The organism is Parvibaculum sedimenti (genome assembly GCF_009184905.1).
In the GTDB taxonomy this organism is placed as follows: Bacteria; Pseudomonadota; Alphaproteobacteria; order Parvibaculales; family Parvibaculaceae; genus Parvibaculum; species Parvibaculum sedimenti.
Window position 1 is genome coordinate 85,623 of sequence record NZ_WESC01000008.1, and the last position, 16,221, is coordinate 101,843.

Annotated in this window: 16 protein-coding genes; 6 read left to right on the forward strand and 10 right to left on the reverse strand. The window is 63.5% G+C overall.

All coding sequences use genetic code 11. The annotated features are described in order from the left end of the window. Positions 1 to 5 precede the first annotated feature (5 nt). Positions 6 to 752, reverse strand: a complete 747-nt coding sequence (locus tag F2P47_RS10290; RefSeq protein WP_152216271.1) for a DsbA family protein — start codon at positions 750 to 752, stop codon at positions 6 to 8. A gap of 54 nt (positions 753 to 806) precedes the next feature. Next, positions 807 to 1,364 carry a DUF721 domain-containing protein gene (locus tag F2P47_RS10295; protein ID WP_185681060.1) on the reverse strand — a complete coding sequence of 186 codons (558 nt, stop codon included), beginning with the start codon at positions 1,362 to 1,364 and terminating at the stop codon, positions 807 to 809. A gap of 89 nt (positions 1,365 to 1,453) precedes the next feature. Between F2P47_RS10295 and mutY the strand changes: the two genes are divergently transcribed. Next, positions 1,454 to 2,557, forward strand: a complete 1,104-nt coding sequence (gene mutY, locus F2P47_RS10300) for an A/G-specific adenine glycosylase (RefSeq protein WP_152216379.1) — start codon at positions 1,454 to 1,456, stop codon at positions 2,555 to 2,557. Positions 2,558 to 2,662: 105 nt separating this feature from the next. Here mutY and F2P47_RS10305 read toward each other — a convergent pair whose 3' ends face one another. From F2P47_RS10305 to F2P47_RS10320, 4 genes are all read right to left on the reverse strand, one after another. Further along, the gene (locus F2P47_RS10305; protein WP_281349285.1) at positions 2,663 to 3,769 is read right to left on the reverse strand and encodes a site-specific DNA-methyltransferase; all 1,107 of its coding nucleotides are present in this window, start codon (positions 3,767 to 3,769) and stop codon (positions 2,663 to 2,665) included. 97 nt (positions 3,770 to 3,866) lie between these two features. Then, on the reverse strand, positions 3,867 to 4,511 hold the full coding sequence (locus tag F2P47_RS10310; RefSeq protein WP_246176830.1) for a ribonuclease HII: 645 nt from the start codon (positions 4,509 to 4,511) through the stop codon (positions 3,867 to 3,869). Positions 4,512 to 4,667: 156 nt separating this feature from the next. After that, positions 4,668 to 4,955, reverse strand: coding sequence for a GIY-YIG nuclease family protein (locus tag F2P47_RS10315; RefSeq protein ID WP_152216273.1), 288 nt, complete (start codon positions 4,953 to 4,955; stop codon positions 4,668 to 4,670). A 54-nt stretch (positions 4,956 to 5,009) separates the two neighbouring features. Further along, positions 5,010 to 6,209: a PA0069 family radical SAM protein gene (locus F2P47_RS10320; RefSeq protein WP_425500035.1), complete on the reverse strand. Its 1,200-nt coding sequence runs from the start codon at positions 6,207 to 6,209 to the stop codon at positions 5,010 to 5,012. Positions 6,210 to 6,296: 87 nt separating this feature from the next. Between F2P47_RS10320 and F2P47_RS10325 the strand changes: the two genes are divergently transcribed. Next, the gene (locus tag F2P47_RS10325; RefSeq protein WP_152216275.1) at positions 6,297 to 6,992 is read left to right on the forward strand and encodes a TIGR04283 family arsenosugar biosynthesis glycosyltransferase; all 696 of its coding nucleotides are present in this window, start codon (positions 6,297 to 6,299) and stop codon (positions 6,990 to 6,992) included. Beyond that, a complete protein-coding gene (locus F2P47_RS10330) occupies positions 6,993 to 7,595 on the forward strand; it encodes a TIGR04282 family arsenosugar biosynthesis glycosyltransferase (protein ID WP_152216276.1) in 603 nt (200 codons plus the stop codon). It begins immediately after the preceding gene. Here the strand turns inward: F2P47_RS10330 and mscL are convergent. The 4 genes from mscL to F2P47_RS10350 all read right to left on the reverse strand — a co-directional run bounded on the left by mscL (position 7,592) and on the right by F2P47_RS10350 (position 11,556). Further along, on the reverse strand, positions 7,592 to 8,020 hold the full coding sequence (gene mscL, locus F2P47_RS10335; protein ID WP_152216277.1) for a large conductance mechanosensitive channel protein MscL: 429 nt from the start codon (positions 8,018 to 8,020) through the stop codon (positions 7,592 to 7,594). The two genes, F2P47_RS10330 and mscL, sit on opposite strands and share 4 nt — an antisense overlap. An 85-nt stretch (positions 8,021 to 8,105) precedes the next feature. Further along, positions 8,106 to 8,639: a molybdenum cofactor biosynthesis protein B gene (moaB, locus tag F2P47_RS10340; RefSeq protein WP_152216278.1), complete on the reverse strand. Its 534-nt coding sequence runs from the start codon at positions 8,637 to 8,639 to the stop codon at positions 8,106 to 8,108. A gap of 51 nt (positions 8,640 to 8,690) precedes the next feature. After that, a complete protein-coding gene (locus F2P47_RS10345) occupies positions 8,691 to 10,538 on the reverse strand; it encodes a lytic transglycosylase domain-containing protein (RefSeq protein ID WP_185681061.1) in 1,848 nt (615 codons plus the stop codon). 133 nt (positions 10,539 to 10,671) lie between these two features. Next, positions 10,672 to 11,556 (reverse strand): uracil-DNA glycosylase, encoded by an 885-nt coding sequence (locus F2P47_RS10350; protein ID WP_152216280.1) that lies wholly within the window; start codon positions 11,554 to 11,556, stop codon positions 10,672 to 10,674. 140 nt (positions 11,557 to 11,696) lie between these two features. Here F2P47_RS10350 and F2P47_RS10355 point away from each other — a divergent pair, with 140 nt between their 5' ends. The 3 genes from F2P47_RS10355 to F2P47_RS10365 all read left to right on the forward strand — a co-directional run bounded on the left by F2P47_RS10355 (position 11,697) and on the right by F2P47_RS10365 (position 16,183). Then, a complete protein-coding gene (locus F2P47_RS10355; RefSeq protein WP_152216281.1) occupies positions 11,697 to 13,367 on the forward strand; it encodes an electron transfer flavoprotein-ubiquinone oxidoreductase in 1,671 nt (556 codons plus the stop codon). Positions 13,368 to 13,617: 250 nt separating this feature from the next. Then, on the forward strand, positions 13,618 to 15,318 hold the full coding sequence (locus F2P47_RS10360; protein ID WP_185681062.1) for a tetratricopeptide repeat protein: 1,701 nt from the start codon (positions 13,618 to 13,620) through the stop codon (positions 15,316 to 15,318). Positions 15,319 to 15,322: 4 nt separating this feature from the next. After that, positions 15,323 to 16,183 carry a 4-(cytidine 5'-diphospho)-2-C-methyl-D-erythritol kinase gene (locus F2P47_RS10365; protein WP_152216283.1) on the forward strand — a complete coding sequence of 287 codons (861 nt, stop codon included), beginning with the start codon at positions 15,323 to 15,325 and terminating at the stop codon, positions 16,181 to 16,183. The last annotated feature ends 38 nt before the right edge of the window (positions 16,184 to 16,221 follow it).

The following is a 16,221-nucleotide window of genomic DNA, read 5'->3' on the forward strand; positions in this document are numbered from 1 at the left end:
GCCGCTTATTGCTGCGGTGCCGCCGGGGTTGCCGCGCCCGACACGGGAGCCGCGGGCGCCGTCTTGTCGCCGCCCGGTAGGTGCTTCTTCAGCAGGGCGTCGAAATCGGCATAGGGAATGGCGCCGTCAACCTTCTCGCCATTGATGAAGAAGGTGGGCGTCGAGTTCACGCCGAACTTCTGGCCGCCGCGCTCGGCAACCGATTTCACATGGTTGAAGACTTCCTGGTTCTTCATGCAGGCATCGAACTTCTCGTCCGAAAAGCCGCCCTGCTTGGCGAGGTTCTTCAACGCTTCCATCGGCGTATCGACGAAGGCCCATTGCGCCTGGCTGGCAAAGAGCACTTCGATGAAGCCGAAATAGCGCTCCGGGCCCGCGCAATGCGAGAGCATGAAGGCCGCCGTCGCGATCGGGTCGAAGGGGAAGTCGCGCAGCACGTAATAGACCTTACCCGTGTCGATGTAGTTCTTCTTGATCAGCGGGAAGGTGTCCTTCGAGAACTCGGCGCAATGCGAGCAGGTGAGGGACGCATATTCATAGACGGTGATCGGGGCGTTCTTGTCGCCGAGCGTCATGTCGCCCATCGGACCCGGCACGGCCAACTCCTTCTCGAAGGCCGTTGTGTCCTTGCCGCTGAGCGAGCCCGTGTCGGCGACTTCCTTGTGGCCGAAGGTCCGCCAGGCGCCATAGCCGAGCGCCGCCACGGCCAGAACAGCCACCACCGCAATCGCGATAACCCGATTTTGATTCACTTTGAACGATCCCCACTAGATGTTGAGGCATTATGGCCCCGTGTGCCGGGCCCCTCAATCAAACCTTTCGGTTGCGCGGGCCCGAGAATCGGCCTGTCGGGCACTTGTCCCCAGGATTCTTTGACCCAGCCGCTCCAGCGCCGACCGGACGCCCGGCTCGGAGATGGGGGCGAGGCTGTGGATAAGCGCGTCGCGTTCGGCCTGTGTGAGCGGCCTGAACTTCTTCCGGCGGCTTTTCGGCCGCGGCGGCAGCGGCCCTTGAACGAGCTTCAGCCGGGCGACCGCCGAATATCCATAATACCGGTTGATGCGCTCGATGATCTGCGGTTCGAGGTGGCGGATTTCCAGCGCCACCGGCCCGTCGACCCGGGTGGTGAGCGTCGCGCCCTCCTGGGGCCCTCGGCCTTCATTGGGCATCCGGGGGAAGGCAAGCTTTTCGGGCGAGGAATATTCCGCCAACCCCTCCCCGATGATGGCAGGCCAATGAGCGAGGATGTGGTTTTGCCCGAAGCCGCGCTTCTTGAAGATGTCGCGCGTGATCCCCGCCACCCGCGCGCCTATGGGCGGCGTCTTGTAGCGCATAGGAGCGATGGGGCGGCCATATTGGGTCATGGCTGCATTCTGACTCGAAAACGGGCAGGGGGCGAGGGGAGGAAGATCAGATGATTGACGCCTCTCCATCCGCAAGCCATCACTGGCTCATGGCGAAACGGTCCACCGAAATAAAGAGCGAAAGCCGCTCCGTCGCTGAGCGGCTGCTGGCCTGGTATGACGTTCATGCGAGGGTTCTGCCCTGGCGGGCGCGGCCCGGCATGCTGGCGGACCCTTATGCCGTCTGGCTTTCCGAGATCATGCTGCAGCAGACGACGGTGGCCGCCGTCGGCCCCTATTTTCGCAAGTTTCTCGCGCGCTGGCCGAGTGTTGCCGCGCTCGCCGCCGCGTCTATCGACGATGTGATGCGGGAATGGGCGGGGCTTGGCTATTACAGCCGGGCGCGAAATCTCCATGCCTGTGCCGTGGCTGTGGCGAGCGAGCATGGCGGAGAGTTTCCGGATACGGAGGAGGGGCTGAGGTCGCTTCCCGGCATCGGGCCCTATACGGCGGCGGCGATCGCGGCCATTGCCTTCGGCCGCCGCGCGACGGTGGTGGACGGCAATGTCGAGCGCGTCGTCTCGCGGCTCTTTTCCATCGAGACGCCGTTGCCTGCGTCGAAGCCTGAAATTCGTGCGAAGGCAGATACGCTGACGCCCGACGAGCGCGCGGGCGATTTCGCGCAAGCCATGATGGATCTTGGCGCGACGATCTGCACGCCGAAGCGGCCATCCTGCAATCGCTGCCCGATTGCGTCGCTCTGTTCCGCCCATGCGGCAGGAATCGAAGAGACGCTGCCGCGACGGCTCGCGAAGAAGGAGCGGCCTGTCAGGCGCGGCGCCTGTTTCGTCCTCATCCGGGCCGATGGCGCAATGCTTTTGCGCAAGCGCCCGGCAAAAGGGCTTCTCGGCGGCATGATGGAAGTGCCGACAACGCCTTGGGACGGCGCGGAGATCGACGAGACGGCGCTGCTTTCACATGCGCCGGCGAAACTCCCGTGGCGTCGTGTGCCGGGACTCGTCGAACACACCTTCACGCATTTCCATCTGCAACTCGCGGTCTTCAAGGCGAAGGCGAGCGCGAAAGCGGCGAGGGATGCGGAAGGAATATGGGTGAGTACGGATGAACTCGGCGGCGAGGCGCTGCCCTCCCTGATGCGCAAGGTTGTCGATCACGCGATGCCCGATCTCGGGCCGCTGTTCGGGAAGAGATAATTCCGTCATCGCCCGATTTATTCGGGCCATCCACGTCTTTGCGATCAATGAAGGAAGGCGTGGATGCCCCGGACGAGCCGGAGCATGACGTGCGATGTGAGGCGCCTACCCCTCGCCCATCTCCGCGCGGACCTTCTGGCGCAGGATGTCGATGGGCTTGAGCTTGCCATCGGTCTTGAAGTGCCAATAGGTCCAGCCGTTGCAGGCATCGAGGCCCTGCACATGGGCACCGATCTTGTGGATCGAGCCCGTGGCGTCGCGGCAGACGATGGAGCCGTCGGCGCGGACACGGGCAGCGTGGCGGCGTGACGGGTCGGTGAGCACGGCGCCGGGTTCAAGCAGGCCGCGCTCGACGATGACGCCGAAGGGAACGCGCGGTTCGGCCTTTTTCGAGGTCGTGACCTTCAGGTCTTCTGCTGCGCCCGGAATGATGCGGGCGATGCGCTGGCGTGCAACTTTCAGATATCGCTCGTCGCGCTCGATGCCGATGAACTTGCGGCCGAGCTTCTTCGCCACCGCGCCCGTGGTGCCGGTGCCGAAGAAGGGATCGAGTACCGTGTCGCCGGGGTTGGTCGTCGCGAGCAGGACGCGGTGAAGCAGCGCTTCGGGCTTCTGCGTCGGATGCGCCTTGCCGCCGTCTTCGTCCTTCAGCCGCTCGCCGCCCGTGCAGATCGGCAGCACCCAGTCGGAACGCATCTGAAGATCGTCGTTCAGCGCCTTCATGGCGTCATAGTTGAACGTGTATTTCTTCTGGTCGGCGTCGCGCGTCGCCCAGATCAGCGTTTCATGCGCATTGGTGAAGCGCGTGCCGCGGAAATTGGGCATGGGGTTCGACTTGCGCCAGACGACATCGTTCATGATCCAGAAGCCCAGATCCTGAAGCGTCGCGCCGACGCGGAAGATGTTGTGATAGGAGCCGATGACCCAGATCGCGCCTGTGTCCTTCAACACGCGCCGCGCTGCCTTCAGCCAGTCGCGCGTGAAGCGGTCATAGACCTCGAAGCTTTCGAACTTGTCCCACTCGTCATTGACCGCGTCGACCTTCGACTGGTCGGGCCGCGTAAGGTCGCCGCCGAGCTGAAGGTTGTAGGGCGGATCGGCGAAGATGAGATCGACCGATTTTTCGGGCAATGAATTCATCGCCTCGATGCAATCGCCCTCGATAATCCGTTCGGCCGGATTTTTGGCCGTCTCGCTTTGCGCGCGCCCCACGATGAACCCCTCGTTTGAATAAGGGCGCGATCATGAGTCAGTGATGATTCTGCGTCAAGAATCAAAGGGTTAAGCGATTCTCGACCACTAGATCGAGTCATTCCGGAATCGCGGGACTCAACATGTTGCGTATGGGCGCGAAGCTTTTGCGGTGGTGCGGCGTCACTCCGAGCCGATTCAGTGCATCAAGATGCTCCGGCGTCCCGTATCCGCGGTTGGTTTCCCAGCCGTAGCCGGGGTGTGCTGCTGCCAGTTCGTTCATGATCCGGTCGCGCGTCACCTTGGCGATGATGGAGGCCGCCGAGATCGACAGGACGCGCGCGTCGCCGCCGATGATGGCGCGGGCAGGACAGTCGAGTTTCGGCACGCGGTTGCCGTCGATGAGCGCGAAGCCGGGCGGGTTTTCGAGCGCGGCGCAAGCGCGGCTCATCGCGAGCATGGTCGCCCAGAGAATATTGAGTTCCTCGATTTCATCGATGCTCGCGATGCCGACGCCGATTTCCGCGCGCGTTGAGAGTTCGGCGAAAAGCGCCTCGCGCTTTGCCTCGTCGAGCTTCTTGGAATCGTCAAGGCCCTCGGGGCAGTTCTCCATGTCGAGGATAACGGCCGCCGCGACCACCGGACCCGCCAACGGCCCTCGCCCCGCCTCGTCGATGCCGCAGACGCGGGCTTGCGGCGCGCCATGCTCCCGCTCGAAGGCATAGTCGGGCTTCAGCAGGATCATGCGCGACGCGGGCTTCACGCGCGCCTTCGGCTTCGTTGTTGTCGAATCTGTTTTCGGGGGACGAGTCATGCGGCGGAGTTTGCCGCATAGGCAATGGCGTGTCATCTGACACTGTTTATCTTCTCGATATTTAAAACTGAAATGTCATCCCGGCGAAAGCCGGGATCCACTCGCCTATCGGTTGAGCATAACAAAGAGATCGTCCCATTCGGGATTGGCGCTCTCGATCAATTGTATCTTCCACGCGCGCTTCCATTCCTTAATCGCCTTCTCTCGCCAGATAGCTTCCCCAACATCCTCGTGTTCCTCCGCATAGACGAGCATGTGTACGCGATATTTCTTCGTGAATTGCGATCCCGTGCCCGCGCGATGTTGGGCAATGCGGAGTGCGAGACTATTCGTTACGCCGACGTAAAGCGTTCCATTCTTGCGGCCGGCGAGGATGTAAACGTGGTAGCTCATCGTTTGCGGGGCTGCCAATGGATCCCGGCTTTCGCCGGGATGACACATAGAAATTCAAAGAAGCGCCAACTGATCTCCCACGTGCGGCGGCACCTTGAACTTCGTGCCGTCGAGCTGCCATCCGCCGCGGTCGAGGCCAAGACGCTTCGTTGCGATTTCGAAGCGGCGGCCGATCTGCCAGGCATAGGGGCCGGTGCCGCGCATGCGCTTGCCCCATTCAGCGTCATAGTCCTTGCCGCCGCGCATGGAGCGGATGAGCGACATGACATGTTCGGCGGCGTCGGGCCTGTTCTCCTCCAGCCATTCGCGGAAGAGGTCCTTGATCTCGAGCGGCAGGCGCAGCAGCACAAAGCCCGCCGATTGCGCGCCAGCGTAAGCAGCACCAGTGAGGATCTTCTCGATCTCGCTGTCGTTGAGCGCGGGGATCACGGGCGCGACCATGACGCCGGTGGGCACGCCCGCTTGCGAGAGAAGCGTCATCGCTTCGAAGCGGCGCGATGGTGTCGAGGCGCGCGGCTCCATCGTCCGGGCGAGCCTGGCGTCGAGCGTCGTCACCGAGATCGCGACCTTGACGAGATCGCGTCTGGCCATGTCGGACAAAATGTCGAGGTCGCGCGTCACGCGCGCCGACTTGGTGACGATGGTGACGGGATGATTATAGGCCGACAGCACTTCCAGAATGCTGCGCGTGATGCGGTAGCGTTGTTCGATCGGCTGATAGGGGTCGGTGTTCGTGCCCATGGCGATGGGCGCGACTTCATAACCCTTGCGCGAAAGCTCCTTCTCCAGAAGCGCCGCTGCATTGGGCTTGGCAAAGAGGCGGCTTTCGAAATCGAGCCCCGGCGAAAGCCCCATATAGGCATGCGTCGGCCGTGCGAAGCAGTAGACGCAGCCATGCTCGCAGCCCCTATAGGGATTGATCGAGCGGTCGAAGGAAATATCGGGCGAGGAATTGCGCGTGATGATGGTGCGCGGCGTCTCGGCCGTCACATGCGTCTTCAAGGGCGGCGGCGCATCGATCGTGCCCCAGCCATCGTCGAGCAGCACGCGGCGCTCGGCCTCGAAGCGACCGCTTTCATTGGTAAGCGCGCCCCGGCCGCGGCGGCCATTCTGGGGAACCCCGGGCTTTGCGAGAGGGGCGGGGTCCGTCAGGCGGGGAGGCCGTGCTGCCGGCGCGGGGCCAATCGGGGAATTGGCTGGGGTGCGGGCAGGGCGGCCGGGGCGTGCTATGTCGTGACTCGCTGTCATGCTCAAAAAACTAGCGTAAAATTGAGAACATAACAAGAACATTAGCGCTCTTTGTCTCGCCTTCGCACACGCAGCAGCTATGATGGCGAACGCATGATCAGTGTTGTCATTCCCACTTTGAATTCCGAAGCGAGCTTGCCGCGCGTTCTGTCGTCGCTGGTGTCCGCCGCCGTGCGGGGCACTGTGCGTGAGGTCGTCATCGCCGATGGCGGCTCGACTGACGCGACGGCAGAGATCGTTGAGGCGGCGGGCGCGCGTTTCGTGCGGAGCCCACGTGGCCGGGGCAGCCAGCTCGCAGCGGGCGCGAAGGCGGCGAAGGGCACATGGCTCCTTTTCCTCCATGCCGACACGGTGCTTCAGCCGGGCTGGGAAAACGAAGTCGAAAAGCTTTTCGAGCAGATCGCCAATGGCCGCTTTCGTGGACCGGAGGTCGCCGCTGCCTTCCATTTCGCGCTGGACGATTTTTCGGGCGCGGCGCGTTTCGTCGAATTTGCGGTCGCGCTGCGCTGCGCACTCTTCAAGCTTCCCTATGGCGATCAGGGATTGCTGGTGAACCGCCGTCTCTATGAAAAAACTGGCGGCTATCGAGAAATTCCGCTGATGGAAGACGTCGATCTCGTCCGCCGCATCGGACGTCGCAGGCTCGTGATGCTTCGTGGCCGCGCGGTGACGAGCCCCGAACGCTACGTGCGCGACGGCTTCGCGCGGCGCATCGCGCGAAACGCGCTCTGTCTTGCGCTCTATTATATGCGTGTGCCGCCGCGTGTGATCGCGCGCATCTATTCCTGAATGTCGCTGACGCGCCAGCTCGTCGTGATGGCGAAGGCGCCGCGCATGGGCCGTGTGAAGACGCGGCTCGCGAAGGGCATCGGCGCGGTTGAGGCGACGCGCTTCTATCGCTGCGCGAGCCTCGATCTTCTGTGCCGCGTCGGCGCGGATCCACGCTGGCAGACAGTGCTAGCGCTCTCGCCTGACAGGTCCGTGCATGAAAATGGCGTTTGGCCCGCGCACCTGCCGCGCATCGCGCAAGGGGAGGGTGATCTCGGGCAGCGCATGGGCCGCCTGATGCGCGATCTGCCGCCCGGGCCCGTCGTCATTGTTGGCTGCGATATTCCAGACATTGACGCGCATCACATCGCGTGTGCCTTCGAGGCGCTGGGGCAGGCCGATGCCGTGTTCGGTCCGGCGGATGATGGCGGCTACTGGCTTGTGGGAATGCGCAGACGCCCGCGCGTCGTCGAGATTTTCGAGCATGTGCGCTGGTCGAGCGAACATGCGCTTGCCGACACGCTCGCCAATGTCGAAGGCGCCGGTCTCCGTGTGTCGCTGCTCGAAACGCTGTCTGACATCGACACGGCGGAGGATTATCTGCGATGGCGCGGTAGAGATTAGCTGCGCGCCTTCAACAGATCGCGGATTTCTTCCAGCAGAGCTTCCTGGCGCGGCTTTTCTTCCACAGGAGCCGCTTCCTCGCCCTTGGCGATGCGCTTCTTCAGATTGCTCATCTGGCGGATGACGATGAAGAGGGCGAAGGCCACGATCGTGAAGTTGATGATGGCGTTGATGAACTTTCCATAGGCGAGCACGGGAACGCCGGCGGTCTTTGCCGCTTCGATAGAGGCAGGCGCGTGGTCCATGGTGAGTGCGAGGAAGTAGTTCGAGAAGTCGACGCCGCCGAGGAGAACGCCGATCGGCGGCATGATGACGTCGTTGACGAGCGACGTGACGATGCCGGTGAAGGCGGCGCCGATGATGATGCCGACCGCCATGTCGAGCACATTGCCCTTCAGGGCGAAATCGCGGAATTCCTTGAACATTCTACTTTCTCCCGTGTGACCGATCTTGTTCGCCAGTTCCCTGCCAGATTGGAGGGCGGGGCGAACCGGATCAAGCCGACTCAATTCATTTATGTTCCTGAAGGCGTGGCAGGATTTCCACGAAATTGCACGGGCGGTAGCGATTGTCGAGCTGGTACTGGAGGATTTCGTCCCAGCCGTCCTTGCAGGCGCTGGGCGAGCCGGGCAGTGCGAAGAGATATTTTCCGTGGGCGACGCCGGCCGTCGCGCGGGACTGGATGGTCGAGGTGCCGATCTTCTCGTAGCTGATGCGGTGGAAGATCGCGGAGAAGCCGTCGATCTCTTTTTCATAGACCGACTTGAAGGCTTCCGGCGTCACATCGCGGCCGGTGAGGCCGGTGCCGCCCGTCGAGATGACGATGTCGATATGAGCGTCGGCGATCCAGGTGCGAAGCTGGTTGCGGATCATCTGGAGATCGTCGGTGACGATGACACGGTCTGCGAGATGATGGCCGGCCTTCTCGATGCGTTCGGCAAGCACGTCGCCGGAGGTGTCCGTTTCGCTCGTGCGCGTGTCGGAAACGGTCATGACGGCGATGTTCAGCGGGATAAAGGTACGCGAGGTGTCGATGCCAGGCATGGGGGTGCCTTTCCTTGGTTACTGAAACGTGGATGGGGCGGCGTTCCGTGCTCAGCGCAGCGAGAGCGATCCGCCCTGGGATTCTGCCGTATCGTAAACGGGCCAGTCGCCGGAGGCGGTGGCGTCGAGAGAGTGAAGCGGCTGGCCGAGCCTCGACCGGTAGATCCAGAAGTTCGTGAGCACACGTTCGATATAGCCGCGCGTCTCGGGTGCCGGAATGCTCTCGATGAAGAGGAACGGATCGCCCTTGAAGTTGATGCTGTCGAGCCAGCGGCTCAGATTGCCGGGCCCGCCATTATAGGCCGTCGTCAGCATGAAGAGATTGCCGCGCGGTTCGGCCGAGTTCATCAGCGTTTCGAGATATTGCTGGGCGAGCGTCAGATTGTAGGACGGGTCGAAAAGCTTGTCCTTGTTGGCGCTGGCAAGCGTCGTGTCGCGCGAAATGTGGCTCGCCGTGCCGGGCATGATCTGCATCAGCCCGCGCGCGCCTGCGGGCGAGGTGAGGTCCGGGCGGAACTTGCTCTCCTGCCGCATGAAGGCGAAGAAAAGCGCGCGGTCGACGCGGAAGCCGTCCGCCGGGCGATAGTCGGGCACGGGAAAGAGCCCGGCATTGATGGCGATCTCGCCGTTCCGGGGACGAAGCGGCGGCAGGTTGGCGGCGCTTGCAACCTGCAATTCCACGGCGGAAAGATCGAAGGTCGAAGCGAGCGCGATCAGCGCGCCGTCGAGCGCAGGGTCGAGCCAGCCGTGCGCGCGCACGAGTTCCTGCTCCGCGAGATCGCGGCGATTGATTTGTGCGAGTGCAACGGCGCGGGCGACGGCGGGATCGGCGATGAGCGCCTCATAGGCCGTGCGATCGAGCTTCGGCTCCACCCATGTGATGCGCGGCTCGCGGCCAAGCTGGCGGGTGGCGAGCAGGCCGTAGAACGTCGCGCCGGTGTCGGCGGCTGCTTCGAGCATCTCGGCCACGCGGGCAGGCTGGCGGTTGGCGAGGTAAGCGCGCGCGGCCCAGAAGCTGCCTGCAGCCTTCGACCAGTCCGCTACAGTGTCGGAACGCGCCAGACGCTCGAAATGCCGCGCCGCGTCGGCGTAATGCTCCATGCGCCAGGCCGCGAGGCCCGCATACCAGTCCGCCAGCGGTACCTGCCGCGCGTGGCGATCCGAAATCTCGTTCGCGACCTTATAGGCACGCTCGTTGTCGTTCTCGATGAAGAAGGAGCAGGCGATGCGCTCCATCACCTTGTCATATTCGATATCGGTCAGCGCCAGACGCGCCGAGGTGGATTTCAGGTAGTTGAGGGCGTCGGCTGCCTTCTCGTCACGCACCATCTCGCGGATACGGGCGTCGACCTTGGCGAAGCGCTCGGAATTGACGACATCGGCGCCGTCATCGACGGAATAGATCGCATGGGCCGGTTGGCGGAAGCGCTGAGCGGTGGGACGTTCGGGCGCGGCGGCTTTGCGCGGCTTCTTCTTCATTGCCAGCGCGTAAATCTTGTTGGCGCCCGGCACGCTCGAATAGCTGGCCATCCAGGCCTTCAACTCGGCGTATTTCGCCTTCGCGCGCGGATTGAGATAGCGCTCCTGAAGCACATAAGGCATCAGCCGCTTGTCGGAGAGGGTGGCCGCGATCTTGTCGGCCTTTTTCCAGTCGGCCCGCTTCTGGGCAGCGAAAATCTTCAGATAGCGCTCGCGGTCGCCGCCGCTCAGCACTTCGGGGCTCCAGATCAGGGCGCTGGCGGGCTGGGGATCGGCGGCAGGCCTCGGGGCGGCCTCCCTGAGGCTCAGCGTGCCCAACGTCCCGGCGGCGACAACCGTGGGTAGTGCGGAGATAGCGACAAGGCAGCCGAAAACAAGGACGGCGACGCCGGCAAGCCGACGGCCGTACTTTCCTCTCATCGCAGCCTCGCTTTCGCGAGAGACCGCATCGTTTTGGGACACCCCCGTGTTCATGGGGGCATCTTAGCTGTGAGGTCGCCCCCCACAAGCACGCATGAGTTGAATCTTTTGCGGGTGCGAAGGGTTTTCCGGCCTAGTCCCGCGGCGGCAGGGAATCGATTCGCATTTTCAGCGAAATCAGGTCGTGCCAGGCGAGCCGCTTCTGGGCGGGTTGGCGGAGCAGGTAGGCCGGGTGAAAGATCGGCAGGGCCGGGATTTCGCGGGCAGGCGTGGCGTAGCTCGACCAGCGACCGCGAAGCCGCATGATGCCCGTGTCGGTGCCGAGAAGCTGCTTCGCCGAGACGCCGCCCACCAGCACCAGGATTTCCGCCTTCGACAGCTCGATCTGGCGCTCGATGAAGGGTGCGCAGATGGCCTGCTCGGCGGGCGTGGGCGCGCGGTTGCCCGGCGGGCGCCAGGGCAGTGTGTTAGCGATATAGACCTGTGTGCGGTCGAGCCCGATCGAGGCGAGCATGCGGTCGAGAAGCTGGCCCGAACGGCCGACGAAAGGCAGGCCCTCCTGATCCTCGTCTTTCCCCGGCGCCTCGCCCACCAGCATGATGCGGGCTTCGGGGTTGCCGTCGGCAAAAACGAGGTTCTTGGCGGTATAGCGCAGCGCACAGCCTTCGAAATTGGCTAGTGCCGCCTTCAATTCGTCGAGCGTCTGGCAACTGGCGGCCAGCGCCCTCGCATTCGAGACGGCCTCTTTATCTTCCAGCGGGATAGTCGTCGGCGGTTGGGTGCGAAGGGGAGCGGGCGCTTCCATCTGCCCGACGGGGGCGCGGCGTGGCTCGGCGGCCTGTGTGCGTTGCGGCGCTCCGCGTTCGGCTTCCGGGGCGGCATTCTGGTTCGCGAGCTGGTAGCGATCCGCCGCCTCCTCGGCCAGCGCTTCGGTCACCCCCGCCTCGACATAGAAGGCAAGCAGGGCCGCCGCCTCGTCAGGCGTCAGAGGACCGGAAGGTTTCCCCAACTGCGGCATAAGGTTAAGGCTCTGCTGGATCGGATTTGAACAGGATAGGGCACAGACTAGCACGGCCCTCCCGACTTGTTGACCAATCAGATACGAAGCACCATAAAGTGCCGGCATAAAGAGGCCCGACGGTCCCAGGAGATATAGTGATGAGCGAACCGCTGCCCGAACGCGAATTCATGGAATACGACGTGCTCGTCGTCGGCGGCGGCCCGGCTGGCCTGTCGGCTGCGATCCGCCTGCGCCAGCTGGCGGCTGAGCAGGATTTCGACATCTCTGTCTGCCTGATCGAAAAGGGCTCCGAGGTCGGAGCGCATATCCTGTCGGGCGCGGTCATCGATCCGATCGGCCTCAACAAGCTGATCCCGGACTGGAAGGAACAGGGCGCTCCCATCGATACGCCCGTCACCTCCGACCATTTCATCGTTCTCGGGCCGTCCGGCAGCCTGAGCATTCCGAGCTTCCTCTACCCGCCGCTGATGAACAATCACGGCAACTACATCGTCAGCCTCGCCAGCGTTTCACGCTGGCTGGCGACGAAGGCGGAAGAACTCGGCGTCGAGATCTATCCGGGCTTCGCAGGTGCCGAAGTTCTCTACAATGAGGACGGCAGCGTGCGCGGCGTTGCCACGGGCGACATGGGCGTCGGCAAGGATGGCGAGCTGAAGGACAGCTACACGCGCGGCATGGAGCTGCGCGCCAAGTACACGCTGTTCGCCGAAGGCGCGCGCGGATCGCTCTCCAAGGAGCTCATCCGCAAGTTCAAGCTGGACGAGGGCCGCGAGCCGCAGAAGTTCGGCATCGGTCTCAAGGAACTCTGGGAGATCGATCCGCAGAAGCACAAGAAGGGCAAGGTTCAGCACACGCTCGGCTGGCCGCTCGACAATGCGACCGGCGGCGGCTCCTTCCTCTATCACTTCGGCGAGAATCTGGTCTCGGTGGGTTTCGTCGTCCACCTCAATTACAAGAACCCCTATCTCTCGCCCTTCGACGAGTTCCAGCGCTTCAAGCAGCACCCGGCGATCCGCGAGACGCTGGAAGGCGGCAAGCGCATTGCCTATGGCGCGCGCGCCATCACCGAGGGCGGCTTCCAGTCGGTGCCGAAGCTCACCTTCCCGGGCGGCGCACTGATCGGCTGCTCGGCCGGTTTCGTCAACGTGCCCCGCATCAAGGGCAGCCACAACGCCATGCTCACCGGCATGATGGGCGCGGAAGCAGCCTTCGACGCCGTGAAGGCGGGCCGGCAGGCCGACGAGCTTACGGCCTATGCCGAGGCTTATGAGCACAGCCCGGTCTACAAGGACCTGAAGCGCGTCCGCAACGTGAAGCCCTTCCTGTCGCGCTTCGGTACCATCATCGGCATGGCGCTGGGCGGCCTCGACATGTGGATGAACAATCTCGGGATCGGACTCCCCTTCACGCTGAAGCATGGCAAGGCGGACCATGAGTCGCTGAAGAAAGCGTCCGAGTGCAAGCCGATCGACTACCCGAAGCCCGATGGCAAGGTATCCTTCGACAAGCTCTCATCGGTCTTCCTGTCGGCGACCAACCATGAAGAAGACCAGCCGGTCCATCTGAGGCTCAAGGACCCGGCAATTCCGATCGCCTACAACCTGCCGACTTTCGACGAGCCCGCGCAGCGTTACTGCCCGGCTGGCGTCTATGAAGTCGTGCGGGATGCGGACGGTTCGAACCCGCGCTTCCAGATCAATGCCCAGAACTGCGTCCACTGCAAAACCTGCGATATCAAGGACCCGACGCAGAACATCACCTGGACTGTTCCCGAGGGCGCCGGCGGGCCAAATTACCCGAATATGTGATCGGCGACCTTACGCCGCTCATATCGCAAGCGCGACGAATGCGTTAAGCTCTCCGACAAAGGGGCCGGCGCGCCCTGAAAAGGGTCGCCGGCCTTTGTGTGTCCGCAAGGGCAGATTTGAGCGCGGATTCGGCGGGGCCACGGCGCAGCCAGGGCCCGCCTGTTCAGAGGCAAGGCGTTATATGGCGTCCATCTTCATGGCTCCGGAGACTTGCCGGGGCACAAACCGCCACCGGGGTTTGCCTCGCCGGGTGGCCGGCGCAACGGCGCTTCTGGCGCTGGTCTTTCTTCAGGGCTGTGCGAGTCTGAGGGGCGACGATGGCCGCGACGCCATCTATGGCGATTATCTCGCGGCGCGCTTTGCCGGCAGCCAGCACGAGACGAAAGTCGCAGATCAGTATTTCGACCGCACGCTTGAAGCCGAGCCCGCCAATCCCGTCGTTCTGGAGCGCGCTTTCATGGTGTCGCTCAATGGCGGCGACATGGACCGGGCGGTGGAACTCGCCCGGCGCCTCACCAAAATCGTCCCCGATCACCGCATGTCGCGGCTCGTCCTCTCGCTCGCTGCCATCAAGGATGGCAACTACAAGGATGCGCAGAAGGAAATCGGTAGCGCCGAGCAGGGAGCTTTCGTCGCCCTTGTCGGCTCACTCACCGAAGCCTGGGCCGCAGCGGGCGCCGGCAACGAGCAGCTCGCGCTCGAAAAATTGAGGGTCTTTGACGGCAAGCCCGCCTTCGGTCTTTTCAAGGCCTATCATGAGGCGTTGATCTACGATCTCCTCGGCGACAAGAAGAAAGCCGAAGCCGCCTACCGCGTTGCCATGGATGCGAGCGGCGGCACGTCGATCCGCATCGTTCAGGCCTATGCGAGTTTCCTCGACCGGCAGGGCCGCGCCAACGAGGCGCGCGCCGTGCTCGATCAATATGCGGCCATGGCTCCGGATCATCCGCTGGTGAAGAGCAGCCTGATGCAACTCTCCTCCGGCAAGACCATGCCGCCGCTCGTCTCCAGCGCGGCGGAGGGTGTCGCGGAGGCGCTGTACGGGCTCGGCAGCGCGCTGGCGCAGGATCCGAGCAGCGACGTCGCGCCGCTCTATCTGCAGCTTGCCATCTGGATGCGCCCGAATTTCAACGTGGCGCGGACGCTGCTTGCCGATACCTATGAGCAGAAGAAGCGCTGGGCGGATGCGATCGCGGCCTATGACAAGGTCGAGAAGGATTCGCCGCTCTACAACAATGCGCGGCTTCAAAAGGCGCTCGACCTCGACCGGCTGGACCGCCAGGACGAGGCGGTGGCGCTGTTGCGTGAGGCGCAGGCCGATAATCCCACCGCCGTCGAGCCCGTCATTGCGCTTGGCGACATTTATCGCGGCAAAGAAAAATACGCCGAGGCCGCCCTCGAATATACGCACGCAATCGCGCTTGCCGGAAAGCCCTCGCCTTCGCATTGGTCGATCTATTATGCGCGCGGCATCTGCAATGAGCGGCTCGGCAAATGGCCGCTGGCGGAGGCGGATCTGAAGATGGCGCTGAAGCTCTCCGGCGATCATCCTCTGGTCCTCAACTATCTCGGCTACTCCTGGATCGAGCAGGGGCGCAACCTCAAGGAAGCGCTGGCCATGATCGAGAAGGCGGTGGAACTGCGTCCCAATGACGGCTTCGTCGTCGACAGCCTTGGCTGGGCGCTTTATCGGCTCGGCGATTATCCGAAGGCGGCTGAATATCTGGAGCGTGCCGTCGAGCTTGAGCCGGGCGACCCGACCATCAACGAGCATCTGGGCGATGCTTTGTGGAAAGTGGGCCGCAAGATTGAAGCGCGTTTCCAGTGGAGCCATGCGCTCGACATGAAGCCGGAGCAGAAGCGCATTGCATTGCTCAAAAGCAAGCTCGAAATCGGCCTTGATGCCGCCGAACGCGCCGCGCCCCGCGAAGCCACTCCCGCCGGCTCCTGACGCCATGAACGCGGCGGCATCGGTCGAGGAGTTCGCGCCGGCAAAGGTCAATCTTTCGCTGAAGGTTCTCGGGCGCCGCAGCGACGGCTATCACCAACTCGAAAGCCTTGTCGTCTTCGCGCGCGCAGGCGACCGCTTGACGGCACACGCCGCCGCCGATCTCTCTCTGGATATCTCGGGCGCCTTCGGCGCCATGCTCGCAGGCGAGGGCGACAATCTCGTTCTTCGCGCGGGCCGCCTTCTCGCAAGCGAGCTTGGGCGCGAGGCGGGTGCGCATCTCCTGCTGGAGAAAAATCTTCCCGTCGCTTCCGGCATCGGCGGTGGTTCAGCCGACGCGGCGGCGACGCTACGTGCGCTGAAACGCCTCTGGGACGCGGATGTAAGCGAGGAACAGCTTGCCGCGCTCGCGCTTTCGCTGGGCGCGGATGTGCCTGTCTGTCTCGATGCGCGGCCAGCCTTCATGCACGGGCGGGGTGAGCAGATCGCGCGGCTCGAAGCCTTGCCGCATTTCGCGCTGCTTCTCGTCAATCCGGGGGTGGAAGTTTCGACGGCTTGCGTGTTCAAGACGCTTGCTGCGCCGATCGTCGCTGAACTCCCCACAGCTTCGGAAGCGCCGCGCTTCTCAACGCTCGATGCGCTGATCGGATGGCTGGAGGCAAATGGCAACGACCTCGAAGGTCCGGCGCGGGAGATTGCGCCCGTCATCGGTGAAGTCATCGCCGCAATTGGCGCGACCAGGGGCTGCCGTCTCGCCCGCATGTCGGGATCGGGCGCGACGTGCTTCGGGATTTATGCAAGCGAGGACGAGGCGCGGGGTGCGGCGGATGCGATCGCGCGGCCCGGCTGGTGGTTGGCGGCTGCCTGAGCCTTGCCGCTACTCCGGAACCAGCCCGGAGTGACAGG